At 60.7% G+C, this 15847-nt stretch carries 11 protein-coding genes and 2 pseudogenes; 7 read left to right on the top strand and 6 right to left on the bottom strand.

Going from position 1 to position 15847, the window contains the following annotated elements:
- The first annotated feature begins 35 nt into the window (after positions 1-35).
- On the top strand, positions 36-554 hold the full coding sequence (locus tag KI237_RS10930) for an Hcp family type VI secretion system effector (RefSeq protein WP_212799816.1): 519 nt from the start codon (positions 36-38) through the stop codon (positions 552-554).
- Positions 555-963: 409 nt separating this feature from the next.
- On the opposite strand, the gene KI237_RS10925 is transcribed toward KI237_RS10930, so the two are convergent.
- The 5 genes and pseudogenes from KI237_RS10925 to KI237_RS10905 all read right to left on the bottom strand — a co-directional run bounded on the left by KI237_RS10925 (position 964) and on the right by KI237_RS10905 (position 5672).
- Positions 964-1137 carry a hypothetical protein gene (locus tag KI237_RS10925; protein ID WP_212799815.1) on the bottom strand — a complete coding sequence of 58 codons (174 nt, stop codon included), beginning with the start codon at positions 1135-1137 and terminating at the stop codon, positions 964-966.
- Between the two features lie 31 nt (positions 1138-1168).
- Positions 1169-1411 carry a hypothetical protein gene (locus tag KI237_RS10920; protein WP_212799814.1) on the bottom strand — a complete coding sequence of 81 codons (243 nt, stop codon included), beginning with the start codon at positions 1409-1411 and terminating at the stop codon, positions 1169-1171.
- 65 nt (positions 1412-1476) lie between these two features.
- The gene (locus KI237_RS10915) at positions 1477-2547 is read right to left on the bottom strand and encodes a lipocalin-like domain-containing protein (protein WP_212799813.1); all 1071 of its coding nucleotides are present in this window, start codon (positions 2545-2547) and stop codon (positions 1477-1479) included.
- The gene (locus KI237_RS10910) at positions 2537-5005 is read right to left on the bottom strand and encodes an ABC transporter permease (protein ID WP_212800586.1); all 2469 of its coding nucleotides are present in this window, start codon (positions 5003-5005) and stop codon (positions 2537-2539) included. Before KI237_RS10910 ends, KI237_RS10915 begins: the two co-directional genes overlap by 11 nt.
- A pseudogene (locus tag KI237_RS10905) lies at positions 5005-5672 on the bottom strand (ABC transporter ATP-binding protein). The gene KI237_RS10910 and the pseudogene KI237_RS10905 overlap by 1 nt, the downstream one beginning before the upstream one ends.
- A 244-nt stretch (positions 5673-5916) precedes the next feature.
- Between KI237_RS10905 and KI237_RS10900 the strand changes: the two are divergent.
- Positions 5917-7836, top strand: coding sequence for an acyltransferase family protein (locus tag KI237_RS10900; protein ID WP_212799812.1), 1920 nt, complete (start codon positions 5917-5919; stop codon positions 7834-7836).
- Positions 7837-8406: 570 nt separating this feature from the next.
- Positions 8407-9554 (top strand): IS3 family transposase gene (locus KI237_RS10895; RefSeq protein ID WP_212799811.1). Its coding sequence is split into 2 segments (ribosomal slippage): positions 8407-8662 and positions 8662-9554, totalling 1149 coding nucleotides; the frame shifts between segments, so codons are not numbered across the junction.
- 393 nt (positions 9555-9947) lie between these two features.
- On the opposite strand, the pseudogene KI237_RS10890 reads toward KI237_RS10895, so the two are convergent.
- A pseudogene (locus KI237_RS10890) lies at positions 9948-11644 on the bottom strand (sulfatase-like hydrolase/transferase).
- Between the two features lie 376 nt (positions 11645-12020).
- On the opposite strand from KI237_RS10890, the gene KI237_RS10885 reads away from it, so the two are divergent.
- From KI237_RS10885 to KI237_RS10870, 4 genes are read left to right on the top strand one after another with little or no spacing between them, the layout of a single operon-like run.
- Entirely contained in the window at positions 12021-13385 is a 1365-nt protein-coding gene (locus KI237_RS10885; RefSeq protein WP_212799810.1) for a UDP-glucose dehydrogenase family protein, read from the top strand.
- Positions 13382-14461, top strand: a complete 1080-nt coding sequence (locus tag KI237_RS10880; protein ID WP_212799809.1) for an NAD-dependent epimerase — start codon at positions 13382-13384, stop codon at positions 14459-14461. Before KI237_RS10885 ends, KI237_RS10880 begins: the two co-directional genes overlap by 4 nt.
- Positions 14448-15194: a sugar transferase gene (locus tag KI237_RS10875; RefSeq protein WP_212799808.1), complete on the top strand. Its 747-nt coding sequence runs from the start codon at positions 14448-14450 to the stop codon at positions 15192-15194. Before KI237_RS10880 ends, KI237_RS10875 begins: the two co-directional genes overlap by 14 nt.
- Positions 15195-15839, top strand: coding sequence for a CpsD/CapB family tyrosine-protein kinase (locus KI237_RS10870; RefSeq protein WP_212799807.1), 645 nt, complete (start codon positions 15195-15197; stop codon positions 15837-15839).
- Positions 15840-15847 lie beyond the last annotated feature (8 nt).

The following is a 15847-nucleotide window of genomic DNA, read 5'->3' as shown; positions in this document are numbered from 1 at the left end:
CAGGCCCTTGAGTTATCCAGGAAGGAGAGCATCCATTGGCTACCCCAGCGTACATGACCATCACCGGCATCAAGCAAGGTCTGATCACTAAAGGCGCGTTTACAGCCGACTCGGTTGGCAATATCTATCAGGAAGGTCGCGAAGACAGAATCATGGTCCAAGGCTTCCAACACCAAGTGAGCGTCCCGCGTGACCCCCAATCTGGCCAGCCAACTGGCCAACGCATTCATCACCCGCTCATCATCACCAAGGTATTCGATAAGTCCACGCCGCTGCTGCTGGGGGCCCTGACCAGCGCTGAGTGCATGGAAGAAGTGGTGATCCAATGGTTCCGGACATCGAGCGCAGGGATCCAGCAACACTACTTCACCACTACGCTGTGGGACGCGACCATCGTCGAAATCAAGGACTACATGTTCAACTGCCAGGACCCGGCAAACGCACACTTTACCCATCTGGAAGATGTGCACTTCTCGTATCGCAAGATCACCTGGACCCACGAAGTCAGCGGCACCTCGGGTTCCGATGACTGGCGCGTGCCTGTCGTCAGTTAATTCGAGAGCAAGCATCAATGCACCGGCCAGGTCTGCTGGCCGATGTGCATTTAAGCAAAAGGTTATGCTTGGCCCCGAGAGGTGTTCGCCCAGTGCGATGGCCTCGGCAATCCGTGCACTGGTAAAGAGCCTGACACTGGGCGAACGGGCATGATAATAATCGAACTTTTGGAATATGTCCGTGAGCCTGTTTAAATAATTGTTTATCTTTATTGTAACTGCCGACGACTGATCATTACTCACTTGTTCGAACGCTTTGAGGACTGCCCGCTTGCCACGGTGTCCGGATGGCACTCATGCGACAGTTGTACAAACAGTTATACAAAACATGGACAAGTACAAAAGTTGTCTGCATAAAAAACAAACAGTCATTAAAAAACTCTTTTAATACCCGTCGGGGTGTCGCACTTCAGCCCCTCCGAGCGGTTTTCTGCGCATCGGTATCCCCCGCATCAGAGTCGCCGTGCCGTTGTTTACGTTTGGCCGGGTCGTTGGGCCGCAAGGCATCGTTATCGCGCTCCACTTCACCGGGCAACGCCGGTTCGTCGGGGTTCTGCGGTGTTTGATCGGGACTGTGCTTCATGGCGAACTCCTTGAATCTTTCAGGCCTGGGATCAGGCGTCGGGGTCAGCGACTTCTTCAGCGACGTTGGCATCCGGGGAGCGCAGGTGCAGTTGTTCAGCCTTGGTTTTCAAGTCCTGCCACTGCGCCAGGTCGATAGCCCCCAGGCCAAATAAATCATTGGCGACCCGCATCAGTTCGGTGAAGTGAGCATCCGGTGACTGCTGCCAGTAGGCCTTGTCGTCGAACAATCGCTGCCAATCGGCCAGCGACGCAAGTTTGAGGTCATCGCTCATGACGGGCTCCTGCGAGACATTCATAAACTATGAGGGTCGGCGTTCGCAGGGAGTTCCGGCGACTTTCAGTAGCCGGTCATCTCCAGGTAACCGTTGCCGCCCTGGCTGCCACGCAGCTGCACCGGGCCTTCCCAATAGGGAATGCGCAGGTTCATCCAGGCATTGGGATTGAGCGCGTGGAGGGTGATGTCGAGTTGTTTGCTGGGGATCTTGATGGCCCAGCCTATCGGCATCGAGCGCCCGGCAACCTTGGTGGTGTCCTGGGGCACAAGGCTGATTTCCTCGGCGCGCAGGGTTTGCGCCCGGCCCTGGGCATCGATCCAAGTGCCCGTGAGATAAGGCGCGCCGTCCTTGCGGCGCATGCGGTAGAGCATCAGGTGCTCGCCGTTGTCCAGGTGCAGGGAAAACCAGTCCCAGCCGGTCTGGCTGGCGGTCAGGGGCTGGCTGCTCCATTCGCGGTCGAGCCAGGCCGGACCGCTGACCGCGTAACGCTGGCCATCGATTTCCAATTCACCGCTGGCCTGGAAGAACGGCTGGCTGTAGTAATACGACGCCTGCCCCTGTTCGGATTTTTGACTGAAACCTCGATCGCCCTGCAACACCAGCGGTCGGCTCGACGTCAGCCGCAATGCATAGCTGAAGCGTGGGTCGCGCGCCTTCAATTGCATCTCTGCCAACGGCTCGGTGCCTGAAGCCTGGGTATTGAATTGCCAGTCGTCGATCCAGGCATTGAAGGGCACCGCCTGCACCCCGGCCTGCCCCACCCCGCCTCGGGCATAACGCTCGGCAGCATGATGCACCGTGGCGGATGTGACCGCCGCGTGGCCGAGCCAGATCGTCTGGTTGCGCCAGCCGCTGGCCTGGGGCGCGGCATTCAAGGCGCTGCGAAACAGCGTCCATTGCACGCCGAACTCATGCCCCTGGGCATCCTTGAGATTGGCGGTGACGTACCACCACTCGATGCGAAAACCTTCATGAAGGCCATGGTCGGCGGGGAAACTGAACACCCGCCCAGGCACAACCGGTGTGAACGCGGCAGCCTGGTCGCCGAGGCCGGCAAAGCCCTTTTGCGTTGGGGCTGAGTCATCGCAACCACTGAGCAACGCCAGCAACAACACACCCACTTTAATTTTCATGGGCAAAGGTCCTCAGCAAATCCGCCGGCTGGGTGCGGTACAACGCATACAGCGGCCAGGCCGACGCCAGTAGCGTGGCGAGCATCGCCAGGGCCAGCAACTGCACCAGTTGCAACGGAAACACCCGCAACGGCAGGCGCCAACCGAAGGCCTGCACATTGATCACCGTGTCCAGGCACCAGGCCAGGGCGATGCCCAGCGGCAACGCCAGGACCAAGGTCAGCAGCGCCAACAGCCAGGTCTGGCCGAGGTTGAGCAACATCAACTGCCGGCGCGTCACGCCCAATGCCCACAGCGGCGCCAACTGGCCGAGGCGACTCTGGCTCTGGGTCAGCAGGCTGATGAACAACGCCACCCCGGCCACCGCCAGGGTCAGGCTGTTGAGGGCGGCGGTGGCGGCGAAGGTGCGTTCGAACACCTGGGTCGACCAACCCTTGAGCCGGGCCTGATCGACGATGCGGCTGTCGTCCAGGCTGAACCGGCCTTGCAACGCGGTCAGTAGCGCCGGGATTGCGGGCGGTTCGATGCGCAGGTTGAAACGGTTCGGCGTCAGGTTCGGCCAGTGCGCCAGCAAATGCTCGGCGTTGACCAGCACATGGCCCTTGGGATTGCCGTAGTCGGCGTAGATTCCAACGATACGCAGTGCCCATGGCCCCTTCGGCGTCGCCAGGGTCAACTGATCGCCGATGCTCACCTTGAGGCGCCGGGCCAGTTGTTCGCTGAGCATGAGGGTGTCGGCGGCGGCCAGTTGCTCCCACGGCTTGTCGCCGGCCGATTCCAGCAGCGGCCAATGCTGGCGATAGTGGGGGTGATCGATGATGCCGTGGATATCCGTCGGCCAGCCCTGCAACGGGACCGAGACTTGCCAAAGGGGAACGACGGCAGTGATCGCCGCTTGCTGCTTGAGCCAGGCGTACAGTTCGTCTGCCTGGGCCGGGGTTTGCGGGTTGATGTACAACTCGGCGGTCAGCCGTTGTTCGAGCCAGTTGCTGAAGGTCTGGCGGAAACCGGCGGTCATGCTGCCGGCGCCGATGTTCGCCGCCAGCGCCAGCAACAAGGCCATCAGCGCCAGGCTCAACGTTGGCAATTGCTGACGGCAATCGGCCAGAAACCACTGTCCGAGCACCGAGCGGCTGCGGCTCAACAGCCGCTTCAGCGCGCTGTTGAGCAGCACCGGCAAGGCCAGCGCCGCGCCCAGCAACAAGGCGGTCATCAGGACAAAACCGCTGGCCAGGCTGTCGCCCCAGATCAACGCCGATGTGGCAATCAACACCGCCACCGTCGCCACCCAACCCTGGCGCCGCAGCCATCGCGAATGGGCCTGATGCCAGGCTTGGGGGTTGGCCAGCGCCAGCAATGGCAGGCGCGCCGCCCGCAACAGACTGTCGGCGCCGGCCAGTAGCGCACCGAGCAGGCTAAGGCCGACGCCGCTGAGCCACCACCACGGGCTGAGGTTCAACTGCCCGGCCACTTCGGCGCCGTACAAACCCCGCAAACTCGCCGCGACATCGGGCAACAACAGGCTCGCCAGCCAATAACCGCTGAGCACCCCGGCGATCCCACCCAGCAAGGCCAACGCGCCCAATTCGAAGGTCAGGCTGGTGACCAGTACCCGCGCACTGACGCCACAGGCGCGCAGGGTTCGCAACAGACTGCGGCGTTGTTCCAGGGCCAGGCCGATGGCCGCGTGAACGATGAACAGCCCCACCACGAAGGATAAGAACCCCAAGGCATCGAGGTTCAGGTGAAAACTTTCGGTCAGGCGCGACAGGTTGTTTTCTTCATCGGCGTGCTTGAGTTGAAGCCGACCATTGAACGCCTCCGGCAACGCAGCGTTGAACGTGGCGGGCAACAGTAGCCGCGACAGTTGCTCCGGCAACCCGAGTACCTGTTGGGCAAAACCAATGTCCATCAACAACACGCCGGGCGCCATGTCCACCTGGGCATGCAGCGGCGGCAGGGATTGCCCATCGACTGTGCGAGGCCGGTCGCCCTCGGTCAGCCCCAGGGCCTGCAAGGTCTGCGCAGCGACCCAGGTGCGACCGGGGTCGGTAAAGAATTCCACCACCTCGCTCATCTCCCGCGCCTGCCCCGCCAGTGCCGCACCGGGCGGCAGCGACACCGGGTCGATGCCCATCAGTTGCAGGCGCTGATCCTCGTGGTCCTTGAGCAGCACCCGAGCCTGCAACACTGGCGACACCGGCCAGCCCTGGCGTCGCAGCTCGATAAACCATTGCTGGGGGAAGGTACCGCCACCGGGTGCACTAAGACTGGCCTGGGGTTGGCCGCCGATCAGTTGGCTGGCCCGGGCGTAGCTGTCCCGGGCCTGACTGTTTAGCGCCTGCACGCCAGTGAGCAGGCTGGTGGCCAGCCACAGGCCGGTCAGCACGCTGAAGAATTGCACCGGGTGTTGGCGCCAATGGCTGAGCAGGGCCTTGAGGGTCTGGCGAAAAATCATCACCCCTGGGCCACCTGCGCCAACTGTCCACCGTGCAACACCACGCGCTGGGCCAGGCGAGCCGCGACCCGTGGACTGTGGGTCACCATCAGCAGGCTGGTGGGGCTACCCTCCAGCAGTTCCAGCAGCAGTTGCAGCACTTCGTCGCTGGTGGCTTCGTCGAGGCTGCCGGTGGGTTCATCGGCCAGCAACAAAGGCGGCCGCGAGGCCAACGCCCGCCCCAGCGCCACCCGCTGTTGCTGGCCGCCGGAAAGCTGCTCGGGATAACGCCGCAGCAGCCCAGAAAGCCCGAGCCGCTGCACCAGGTGAGCTTGCCAGGCCACGTCATAGCGGCCACACAGACGCGCCTGGAACGCCAGGTTGTCCTCCACCGACAAGCTGCTGATGAGGTTGAACTGCTGGAACACCAAGCCGATTTCCGTGCGTCGCCAATTCGCCAACTGGCTTTCACTCATGCCATCGAGCCGAGACTCGCCACTGCGAATGCTGCCGCGGTCGACCTTGTCCAGCCCGGCGACCAGGTGCAGCAAGGTGCTCTTGCCACTGCCCGACTCCCCCATCAGCGCCAGGCTGCTGCCTGGCATCAGGGTCAGATCGACACCCTGCAACACCGGCAATGGGCCTTGGGGGTGGGATAGCTTTTGTAGACATCGCGGACTTCAAGCATGAAAAGGCTCAATGAATGAACGTGAGGCTCAGGATAGCGGAGTTGAGTGACGGCCCCACCCGGGATGAGCCTATGGAATGGATCTACCGTTTGTCACTTGCCAGATAAATTGGATCCAATAGTCTTGCTTGGCTTGGTTTTTCGTCTATCAATCAATAAGTCATACCCGCCGTTTCAGGCTGTCGGCGCAACCGTCATAAACGTGACGAACCTGGTTGCTTCCTATCAAAGGACGATCGCCGCCATGCCTAACACCCAATATCGCCCCGACATCGACGGGCTTCGCGCCGTTGCGGTCATCGCCGTGTTCATTCATCACCTCAACGCCAGTCTGTTGCCGGGCGGATTCGTGGGGGTCGACATTTTCTTCGTCATTTCTGGATTTCTCATCACTTCCCAGGTGTTTGCCGAGATCAGGCAGAACACCTTTTCACTGAAGCGTTTTTATCAGCGACGCATCAACCGCATCGTGCCGGCACTGACCACAGTCTTGCTGGCAAGCGTGGTCGCCGGCGCCTTCATTCTTTCCCCCGTCGACCTGATCCGGCTCAACATCAGCGCGCTGTTCTCGTTGCTGGGCGTTTCGAACTTCTACATCTGGGTGAAGTACGGCAACTACTTCGCGGCGGACGCCAGCGAAGCGCCGTTGTTGCATACCTGGTCACTGGGCATCGAAGAGCAGTTCTATGTGATCTGGCCGCTGCTCATCCTGGCGCTTTATCGCCTGCTGCCACGTTACCTGCTGCCCGTGCTGGGGGCCGGCATTGTCGCGGCAGTTGGGTTTTCGGAGTACGCCACGAACGTCTTCGCCACTGCCTCCTACTATTTGCTGCCCACGCGGTTTTTCGAGTTAATGCTGGGCGGTGCGCTGGGCATTTATCTCTATCAGCCACGCAGGCTCGGCCGCAGAGCGGCGTTGGGGTATGGGCTGGCGGGGGCCGGGCTGATTGGTTTTGCCATGTTTGCCTTGAGCCCGGCGGCGCCCTTCCCTGGCCTCAACGCCTTGATCCCCTGCCTGGGCGCGGCGCTGCTGATTCTGGCCGGCAGTGGCGAGGTTCGCTGGCGCCTGCTGACCAACCGGCCCATGGTGTTCATCGGCTTGATTTCGTATTCGCTTTATCTTTGGCACTGGCCCCTGATCGCTTTCCTGAATTACCTGGACATTGCCATTACGCCTGCCGTGGGAGCCTTGCTGGTGGCGGTGGCGATCGCGCTGTCCTGGTGGTCCTGGCGTTATGTCGAGGTCCCTTATCGACGGACCGGGAAGCAGTTGCCGTTTTCACGCGTGCTCCTGCGGCGATTCACCCTACCGGCCCTCGGGCTCGCCGTGCTGGCGGTGACCAGCCTGCAATCAGGCGGATTTTCCCAGCGCTTTGCGCCTGAAGTGGCGACGCTCGAAGCAATGACCCTGGCCGAGCCGAACAAACTTCGCAGCGGCTGCCACATGCCCAATGCCCGGTACAGCGCCGATCCCAACCCCGATTGCCGGCTTGGGGCGCGCAAGCAGCCAGTCGACGGGATCATGGTGGGTGATTCGTTCGCCAATCATTTCACGGGCATGGTCGACATCCTCGCCGAACCCAATGGCATCAGCTTGATGGACTACACCCTGGACGGTTGCCCGCCGATCTTCGACTACACCGGCGGGCTCTCGACGGTGTATGTCAGCCATTGTGGAAAACGTAATGAACGGGTGCTCGGGTTGATCGAACAGAACCACTACCCCTATGTCGTGCTGGCCGGGGCCTGGCCGAAGGATGCAGCGGCTGGGAACGCGATCGAAGCGAGCATCAAGCGCGTGGCGCAGAACACCGGCCAGGTCATCGTAATCCTGAGTAACCAGAACATCGATAAAGCCGCGACCTGTCCGGTGCGTCGCTTGATGTTCGCCACCCAGCGTCCCTGCTCCGCCCCACTGGACATCACGGCGCCCTATTGGGACGGCATACGCGCCAGGCTGCCCCAGGTACGCTTTATCGACCCCAACCAGGTAATCTGCCCGGCAGGGTTGTGCAGTCCGGTCATTGAAGGGCAGTTACTGTACCGCGATGACACACACTTGAATGACATCGGCTCGCGCTTCATTGGTCGTGCGTTGCGGAATCGGGGCTTTACGCTGCTGCACGACCCTGACCGACCTGAGCCGATCGTCACGACCCGGTAGGCGCCGCAGGGCCTTGGTATTTGCTCGTCGCGTGGGGTGTATTCCATTCTGCGGCAACGGCTACTTTCCCTGTGGGAGCGAGCTTGCTCGCGAAGGCGGTGTATCAGTCGTGGTGATGTTGAATGTGCCGACGCTATCGCGAGCAAGCTCGCTCCCACAATTGGATCGGCGTTCGGCCGCGGATTTGCAGGCGACAAAAAAACCTGTGGGAGCGAGCTTGCTCGCGAAGGCGGTGTGTCAGTCGCGGTGATGTTGGATGTGCCGACGCTATCGCGAGCAAGCTCGCTCCCACAATTTGATCGGCGTCCGGCCGCGGATTTGCAGGCGACAAAAAAACCTGTGGGAGCGAGCTTGCTCGCGAAGGCGGTGTATCAGTCGCGGTGATATTGGATGTGCCGACGCTATCGCGAGCAGGCTCGCTCCCACAATTGGATCGGCGTTCGGCCGCGGATTTGCAGGCGACAAAAAAACCTGTGGGAGCGAGCTTGCTCGCGAAAGCGGTGTATCTGAGCTGGTCTAATGACCCCGGACACCTCAATAGGTGAAACTACACCTATTGAGGAATATTTCATGACCAAGAAGTACAGAAAGTTCGACCCCGATTTCAAGCTGAAGGTCTGCAAGATGATTGTCGATCAAGGCCTCAGTGTGAATTCAGTTTGTACAGACTTAGGCTTGAGCGACACGGCCGTGCGCCGCTGGGTTCAGCAGTACCAAGCCGAGCAATTGGGCGGTGCAGGGATTGGTAAGCCATTGACCAGCGAGCAACAGCGTATTCGCCAGCTTGAACAGCAAGTCCGCGAGCTGAAGACGGACAATGAAATATTAAAAAAAGCTACGGCCTTCTTTGCCCGCGAGTTGAAGTGATCCATCGTCTGGTTCACCAAATACAATGCAAGGCCTACCCGGTGGCGCGTGTCTGCCGGGTGTTGCGGATTAGTCGTTCGGGCTTCTATGAAGCTCGTCAGCGGCGCCTGAAGCCAAAACCTGCCTGCTCGGTTGCGGCCCAGGTCAAGGCTGCATTCGTGTCCTATGAGCACTGTTACGGCAGCCGTCGTTTGGTGAAAGCACTGTGCGGCGATGGCGTGTCCATCGGACGACACAAGGTCCGTCGCCTGATGAAACAACAGGATTTGCGTCCGATCTGGAAGCGTAAGTTCGTTCATACCACCGACAGCAATCACAATTTTCCGGTGGCTGAGAACCTACTCAATCGCCAGTTCAACCCCGGGCGCATCAACCAGGCATGGGTCGCTGACATCACCTACATCCGCACCCGAAGTGGTTGGTTGTACTTGGCGGCCGTCATGGATTTGTACTCACGCAAGATCGTGGGCTGGGCCATGGCACCGCACATGCGGGCAGAGTTAGTGTGTAGTGCGATGCAACTGGCCATCGCGCAGAGACAACCTGAACCGGGTCTGACCGCGCATTCGGATCGAGGCAGCCAATATGCGGGCACTGCTTACCAGGACTTGCTGACGCGGCATGGAATGCGCTGCAGCATGAGTCGCCGGGGTAACTGCTGGGACAACGCGGTCATGGAGCGCTTCTTCTTGAATCTGAAGATGGAGCGTGTTTGGAGGAAGGATTACGCCAACCATGGCGAAGCGATCAAGGACATCACGGACTACATTGTGCGGTTCTATAACGAAAGGCGAATGCACTCATCCTTGGGCTATTTGCCGCCCAATCAGTATGAGCGGCAAGCAGCCTGAAAAACACCGATTGAGGTGTCCGGAAAAAGTTGACCACTACAATCAGTCGCGGTGATGTTGGATGTGCCGACGCTATCGCGAGCAGGCTCGCTCCCACAATTGGATCGGCGTTCGGCCGCGGATTTGCAGGCGACAAAAAAACCTGTGGGAGCGAGCTTGCTCGCGAAGGCGGTGTATCAGTCGCGGTGATGTTGGATGTGCCGACGCTATCGCGAGCAGGCTCGCTCCCACAATTGGATCGGCGTTCGGCCGCGGATTTGCAGGCGACAAAAAAACCTGTGGGAGCGAGCTTGCTCGCGAAGGCGGTGTATCAGTCGCGGTGATGTTGGATGTGCCGAAGCTATCGCGAGCAAGCTCGCTCCCACAAAAAGCTCAGCGCATAGGGACCGCCAATCAATGCCCCACCGCCATTTCAGCCTGGCCAGGCTGCGGTGTGACGATATGGTCCAGGTCAATGTGTTTCCACGCCGGTTTCGCCCCCAGCCGCGCGTTGAAGCGGTAGTTGAAGGTGAAGTCGTCATCGGTCGGTTGGTCCAGGGACTTGCCATAGATCGCTTCGACCCCAGCCGGCTCGTACCCCATCAGCTGCAACAGCGTAGGGAAGATGTTGTAGTGGCTTGAGCGGTCCTTGTTCCGAGCCCAGGCCTGGCGCCAATCGAGGCTGTGCAATTGGCTGCCCTGGATGATGACCAACGGCACCAACCCTTCTTCGGCCACCGGGTCACCGCCGCAATGGGTGTTGAGCCCGGGGTTGCCGCGCTCGTGCAGGTCCTGGCCGTGGTCGGAGGTGTAGATCAACACAGCATGGCTCAAATCGCCCTGCTGGAAGATTCGTTTGAAGAACTCGCCGACGTTCCACAGCAAGGTGTTCTGGTAAGCGTTGCGGTACAGCAACCAGTCATCTTTCTGGCCGTTGAAGCCGTCGCGGCTGCCGGTGTCGGATACTTCCTGGAACTGCCCTCGCGGCAATGCCGGGCGGTAGTTCATGAACTCGTCGGGGTATTTGTCGTGTACCGGGAAATGCGCCCCCACCTTGTTGATCACCACCAGTTCGGCCTGGTTGTCGCCCAGCAGTTCGATCAACTTCGCCGCCGCCGCCATGTCGCGGTCGCGCACGCTGGCGTGGTCGAATTGGATGAATTCGTCGATGTCCTGTTTTTCCAGATCGGTCATCAGGTTCTGCAGGTAGCCACCCGTGCGCTGGGCGTCGATGTAGACGGTACGCAAACCAGCCTTCTTGGCATATTGCCAGATCGACGGCCGGGTGCTGTTGATGCGCGTGTAGTCGGCGCGCGTGCCGCCATAGCGCAGGGTGACGTTGGTGTCGGAGCTGCAATTGGCGATGGAGGCCGCATAGCCGAAATTGACGATGTCCACGCCCTCGGGCGGCGCCTTCAGCCCGGTGTGGACGCCGAATGGCGCGTTGATATCCAGGTAATTACCGCCAACGCTTTCATCAATGATCAGCACAATATCCTGCTCGATCAAAGATGACCGTCGCACCAGGGTGACGGGCTCCCGAGGACCGATGGTGCTGTGCAAGGACTCGTAGGCAAACAGATTCAAATAGACCAACGGCGTGTACATCATCGGCAGGCCCCGCGCGCCCTCGCCCGCCCGCACGAACAACACGCCACTGAGCAACAACACCCCCAGCATGGGCGCCGCTATCGGCAGGTAACCGGGCAACCGCACCGCCCGCCGAGGCTTGAGGGCGATGCCGAACAACAGCAGCAAGCCGCTGATCGCCGCGCTGATAATCACGCCACGGTACTGATAGGCCGCCTCTTGGATAAATCCCCCGAGTACACCAGTGAAACGAACTGGCTATAGGTCAGGTAACTGTCCGTGACGCGGGTGTAGACCTCGAAAAACACCGCTGAAACAAACATCGCCAAGGCAAACATATGCCTCACCAGGGTCTGGCGTATGTAGGCAGTCATCCACAGCGCCAGCACCAGCACCGCGAACATGACGCCGAACAGCAACGTTGCGAACCCCAGGCCCAACGCGTTGAGACGGTCGAGGTAATAGTCGTACCCCTTGAACAGGTACAGAACCAGCAGCAGTTCCTTGAGGTAACGGACCATGTTTTCCTCGACCAGATCGCAGTGTCAAAAACGCTTCGTTCCTGCACGGTAGCAGCCGATTTTCAAAGCGCAAGAAATGCTTCATCCGAAGCACGCGTCAAAAAAAAGTTACCCCAAAAATGACACGAAATGCTGTCACAAAATGTAAAAACCTATGGATTACTACCGTTTATCGCTTTGTCAAATTCCCGTAATACCCAATAAAACAGCCACTTTACTAAGACAGTCAAGGACTTGATATCAAAAGGCCCGATTTCACTTGAATTGCCAACACTGACAACTGTCATTTTGCTGACACGCTTTCCTGAAGCTGCGCTATACCCCTCTAAACAGTTTCATCCGAGTTACATCATTCGGTCTGCGAGGCGCGCCAAAAATGGACGTGAGCGTATTTGGTACGGGGTATGTCGGATTGATCCAGGCGGCCGCAATGGCCGACGTCGGACACCGCGTTTTGTGCGTCGATATCGACCCGAACAAAATCCGGCAACTGCAACAGGCCGTACCGACCATCAGCGAGCCGGGGCTGTCCAGTTTGCTCGAAGACACTATCAAGGCCGGACGCCTGTCCTTCAGTTCCCAGGCCAGCGACGCGGTCAACCATGGCGAGCTGATTTTCATCGCCGTCGGTACTCCCGCCGATGAAGACGGCTCGGCAGACCTGAGCCATGTGCTGGCCGTCACCCGGCAAATCGCCGACTTCATGGACAGCGACCGCACCCTGGTCATCAAGTCCACGGTGCCGGTGGGCACGGCCGACAAAGTCGCCGAATGCGCCCGCCAGGCATTGGCGCGGCGGGGCCTGAAACAGTTGAACGTGCGGGTGGTGTCCAACCCCGAGTTTCTCAAGGAAGGCAGCGCGCTGGCCGATTGCATGCGCCCCGACCGGATCATCGTCGGCACCGCCGACCCGCTGGCCCGCGACCAGATGACGGAGCTCTACGCGCCCTTTTGCCGCAACCGTGAAAAACTGATGTTCATGGACAACCGCAGCGCCGAACTGACCAAGTACGCCGCCAATGCCATGCTCGCCACCCGCATCAGCTTCATGAACGAACTGGCCAACCTCACCGAGCGGCTGGGCGCCGACATCGAAGCGGTGCGCAAAGGCATCGGCTCGGACCCACGCATCGGTTACCACTTCATCTACCCCGGCTGCGGTTTTGGCGGCTCGTGCTTTCCCAAGGACCTGCGGGCCTTGCTGCACACCGCCGAACAAAACGGCATGCCACTGCGCTTGTTGCGCAGCGTCACCGACGTCAACGACAGCCAGCGGCACATCCTCTTCGAGAAACTGACGACGCAGTTCCAGGATGGCCTGGCCGGCAAATCGATTGCCATCTGGGGCCTGGCATTCAAGCCCAACACCGATGACATGCGCGAAGCCCCCAGCCGCTACCTGATGGAAGCGCTGTGGCGCGAAGGCGCCCGGGTGCAGGCCTATGACCCGGAAGCCATGTCCGAATGCCGGCGCCTTTACGGCTATCGCAAGGACCTGAACCTCTGCGCCACCCGCGACGACACCCTGGAAGACGCCGACGCCCTGGTGATCTGCACCGAGTGGAAGAATTTTCGCGTGGTGGACTTCGACCTGTTGGCCAGCAAGTTGCGCGCCCGGGTAATCATCGATGGCCGCAACCTGTACAACCCCGAACAGCTGGCCGCCGCCGGGCTGTTGTATCGCGGCATCGGTCTGCGGCACACCGTGCCGGGCACCCCGGCATCAGGGCCACAAGCGTGAACATCCTGGTCACCGGCGCGGCCGGCTTCATCGGCGCCCACGTCGTGCTGCGACTGCTGCGCGACGGCCATCGGGTGTGCGGGCTGGACAATTTCAACAACTACTACGACCCGCAGCTCAAGCACGACCGCGTGACCTGGGTGAACGACCAGGCCGGCGAATTTCCCCTCGCGCGGATCGATCTGGCCGACGCACCGGCCATCGACGAACTGTTCCAGGCCCGGCGTCCGGACGTCGTGATTCACCTTGCCGCCCAAGCGGGCGTGCGCTACTCCCTGGAAAACCCGCAGGCCTATGTCGACAGCAACATCACCGGGTTCCTGAACATCCTGGAAAACTGCCGACGCTATCCGGTCAAGCACCTGATCTACGCCTCCTCAAGCTCGGTATACGGCGCCAACGCGCGCACGCCTTATTCAGTGCAGGACAACGTCGACCATCCACTGTCGCTGTACGCGGCCAGCAAAAAAGCCAACGAACTGATGGCCCACAGCTACAGCCACCTGTTCGGCATTCCCAGCACCGGCCTGCGCTTCTTCACGGTGTACGGCCCTTGGGGCCGGCCAGACATGTCGCCGATCCAGTTTGCCCGCGCCATCGTCGAAGACCGTGTGCTGCAGCTGTTCAATCACGGCGAGCACCAACGCGATTTCACCTACATCGACGACATCGTCGAAAGCATCGCGCGCCTGATCGACCGTGCGCCCCAGGTCACGCCCCTGTTGGATCACGAACAACCGGACCCGGCCACCAGCCGCGCGCCCTGGCGGATCTACAACATCGGCGGGCAGCACCCGGTGGCGCTGCGCACCTATGTCGCACTTTTGGAAAAGCACCTGGGACAAACCGCCCGCATCGAACTGCTGCCCCTGCAAGCGGGGGATGTGCTCAACACCTGCGCCGATGCCAGCGACCTGGCACGGGCTACCGGTTTCAAGCCGGGTATCGAACTGGACGAAGGCCTGGGCCGCTTCATCCAGTGGTTCCTCGATTACTACGCACGGCCTGCCCACGCACCGCTCGCAACTGAACGCTTGCGGCCCAACCTCAGCGGAGGAATCCATGACCCGACATGAGCAAGTCATCGAGATCAACGCCCCTGGACGCGACAAGCGTGTAGATCCCGACCACCGCAGGCGCCTGGACGCGGCCATCCACCGCCAGGGCCGTGGCTGGTTGACCGGTCGCGACGGCGGCCGGCCCTGGACAGTCTCGCGCACCAATCGCGTAGTGGCCTGCCTCGGCGCACTGGCGATCCTGGTGGTGTTCTGCCCGCTGCTGCTGGGCCTGGCGCTGCTGGTCAAGTTCTCCAGCCCCGGTCCCGTGCTGTTCGTGCAGAAGCGCACCGGGTATCGCGGCCGAGTCTTCGGCATGTACAAGTTCCGCACCATGGTTGCTGACGCCGAGGCGCTCAAGGAGTCGCTGCGCCACCTCAACAAACACGGCGCCGATGCCATCGACTTCAAGATCGACAATGATCCGCGCATCACGCCTATCGGCCGGTTCCTGCGCCGCAGCAGCCTCGACGAACTGCCGAACCTGATCAATGTAGTGGCCGGCGACATGCGCCTGGTGGGCCCGCGGCCGACCTCGTTCAACGCCTATCGCTACAAGGACAACCATCTTGTGCGCCTGAGCATCTACCCCGGCATGACCGGCCTTTGGCAGATCTCCGGGCGCAGCAATATCGACTTCGACCAGCGCGTGGAATTGGACCTCAGCTATATCGCTGAACAGAGCCTGTGGCTGGATTTGAAGATCCTGATGATTACCCCCTTCAAAGTTTTCAGCGGCCACGGAGCGAGTTAAATGGACGGTTCGACGAATATCCTAAGCATCGCAAGCCCGAGCGAGACCAACCTGACCTCGACCGTGCTCGACCCTTCCCTGCGGATCCTGCTCTTGACGGCCGCCAACACTGGCACCGGAACCAGCACCAGCGCGATGGCGCTGGCCGCTCAACTGGCGCAGATGAGCAACGGTCGCGTACTGCTGGTGGATGCCAGCCAGTCACCGCGCAACCTCAGCCAACAACTGGCGTTGCACAAGGAGCGCGGTTTTACCGACCTGCTGTTCAACAGCCTCGCCCCGCCCCTGTTGCAGGACTGCGTGGTGCAGGCGTCCAGCCTGCCCTTCGACGTATTGCCCCATGGGCGCCTGGGCCACAACGCAGAACGCTTGAGCCCCGAGCGATTGCGCCCACTGTTCAAGCAACTGGCGGCGCAATACCGCTTTGTGGTGATCGACGCCGACGCGGTGTATTCGGCCAGCGACACGCTGGTGCTCAGTACCCAGGTAGACGGCGTGGTGCTGGTCGTGCGCGGTGAAGACACGCGCTGGGAAGTGGCCCAGGCCACACGCCAGCGCCTGGTCCAGGCCGGCGCGAAAGTGGTGGGCAGCGTGTTCAACCGCCGCAAGTACTACATGCCCAAGTGGCTCTACAACAACCTGTAAGCCTGCAA

The organism is Pseudomonas sp. St316, from assembly GCF_018325905.1.
In the GTDB taxonomy this organism is placed as follows: domain Bacteria; phylum Pseudomonadota; class Gammaproteobacteria; order Pseudomonadales; family Pseudomonadaceae; genus Aquipseudomonas.
The sequence above is the reverse complement of the archived record's forward strand: the minus strand, read 5'-3'. Positions and strand labels throughout refer to the sequence as shown.

Coding starts and splice junctions, on each gene's coding strand:
- KI237_RS10925 (WP_212799815.1), bottom strand. CDS start 1,137: ATGAAGCACAGTCCCGATCAAACACCGCAGAACCCCGACGAACCGGCG.
- KI237_RS10920 (WP_212799814.1), bottom strand. CDS start 1,411: ATGAGCGATGACCTCAAACTTGCGTCGCTGGCCGATTGGCAGCGATTG.
- KI237_RS10915 (WP_212799813.1), bottom strand. CDS start 2,547: ATGAAAATTAAAGTGGGTGTGTTGTTGCTGGCGTTGCTCAGTGGTTGC.
- KI237_RS10910 (WP_212800586.1), bottom strand. CDS start 5,005: ATGATTTTTCGCCAGACCCTCAAGGCCCTGCTCAGCCATTGGCGCCAA.
- KI237_RS10900 (WP_212799812.1), top strand. CDS start 5,917: ATGCCTAACACCCAATATCGCCCCGACATCGACGGGCTTCGCGCCGTT.
- KI237_RS10885 (WP_212799810.1), top strand. CDS start 12,021: ATGGACGTGAGCGTATTTGGTACGGGGTATGTCGGATTGATCCAGGCG.
- KI237_RS10875 (WP_212799808.1), top strand. CDS start 14,448: ATGACCCGACATGAGCAAGTCATCGAGATCAACGCCCCTGGACGCGAC.
- KI237_RS10870 (WP_212799807.1), top strand. CDS start 15,195: ATGGACGGTTCGACGAATATCCTAAGCATCGCAAGCCCGAGCGAGACC.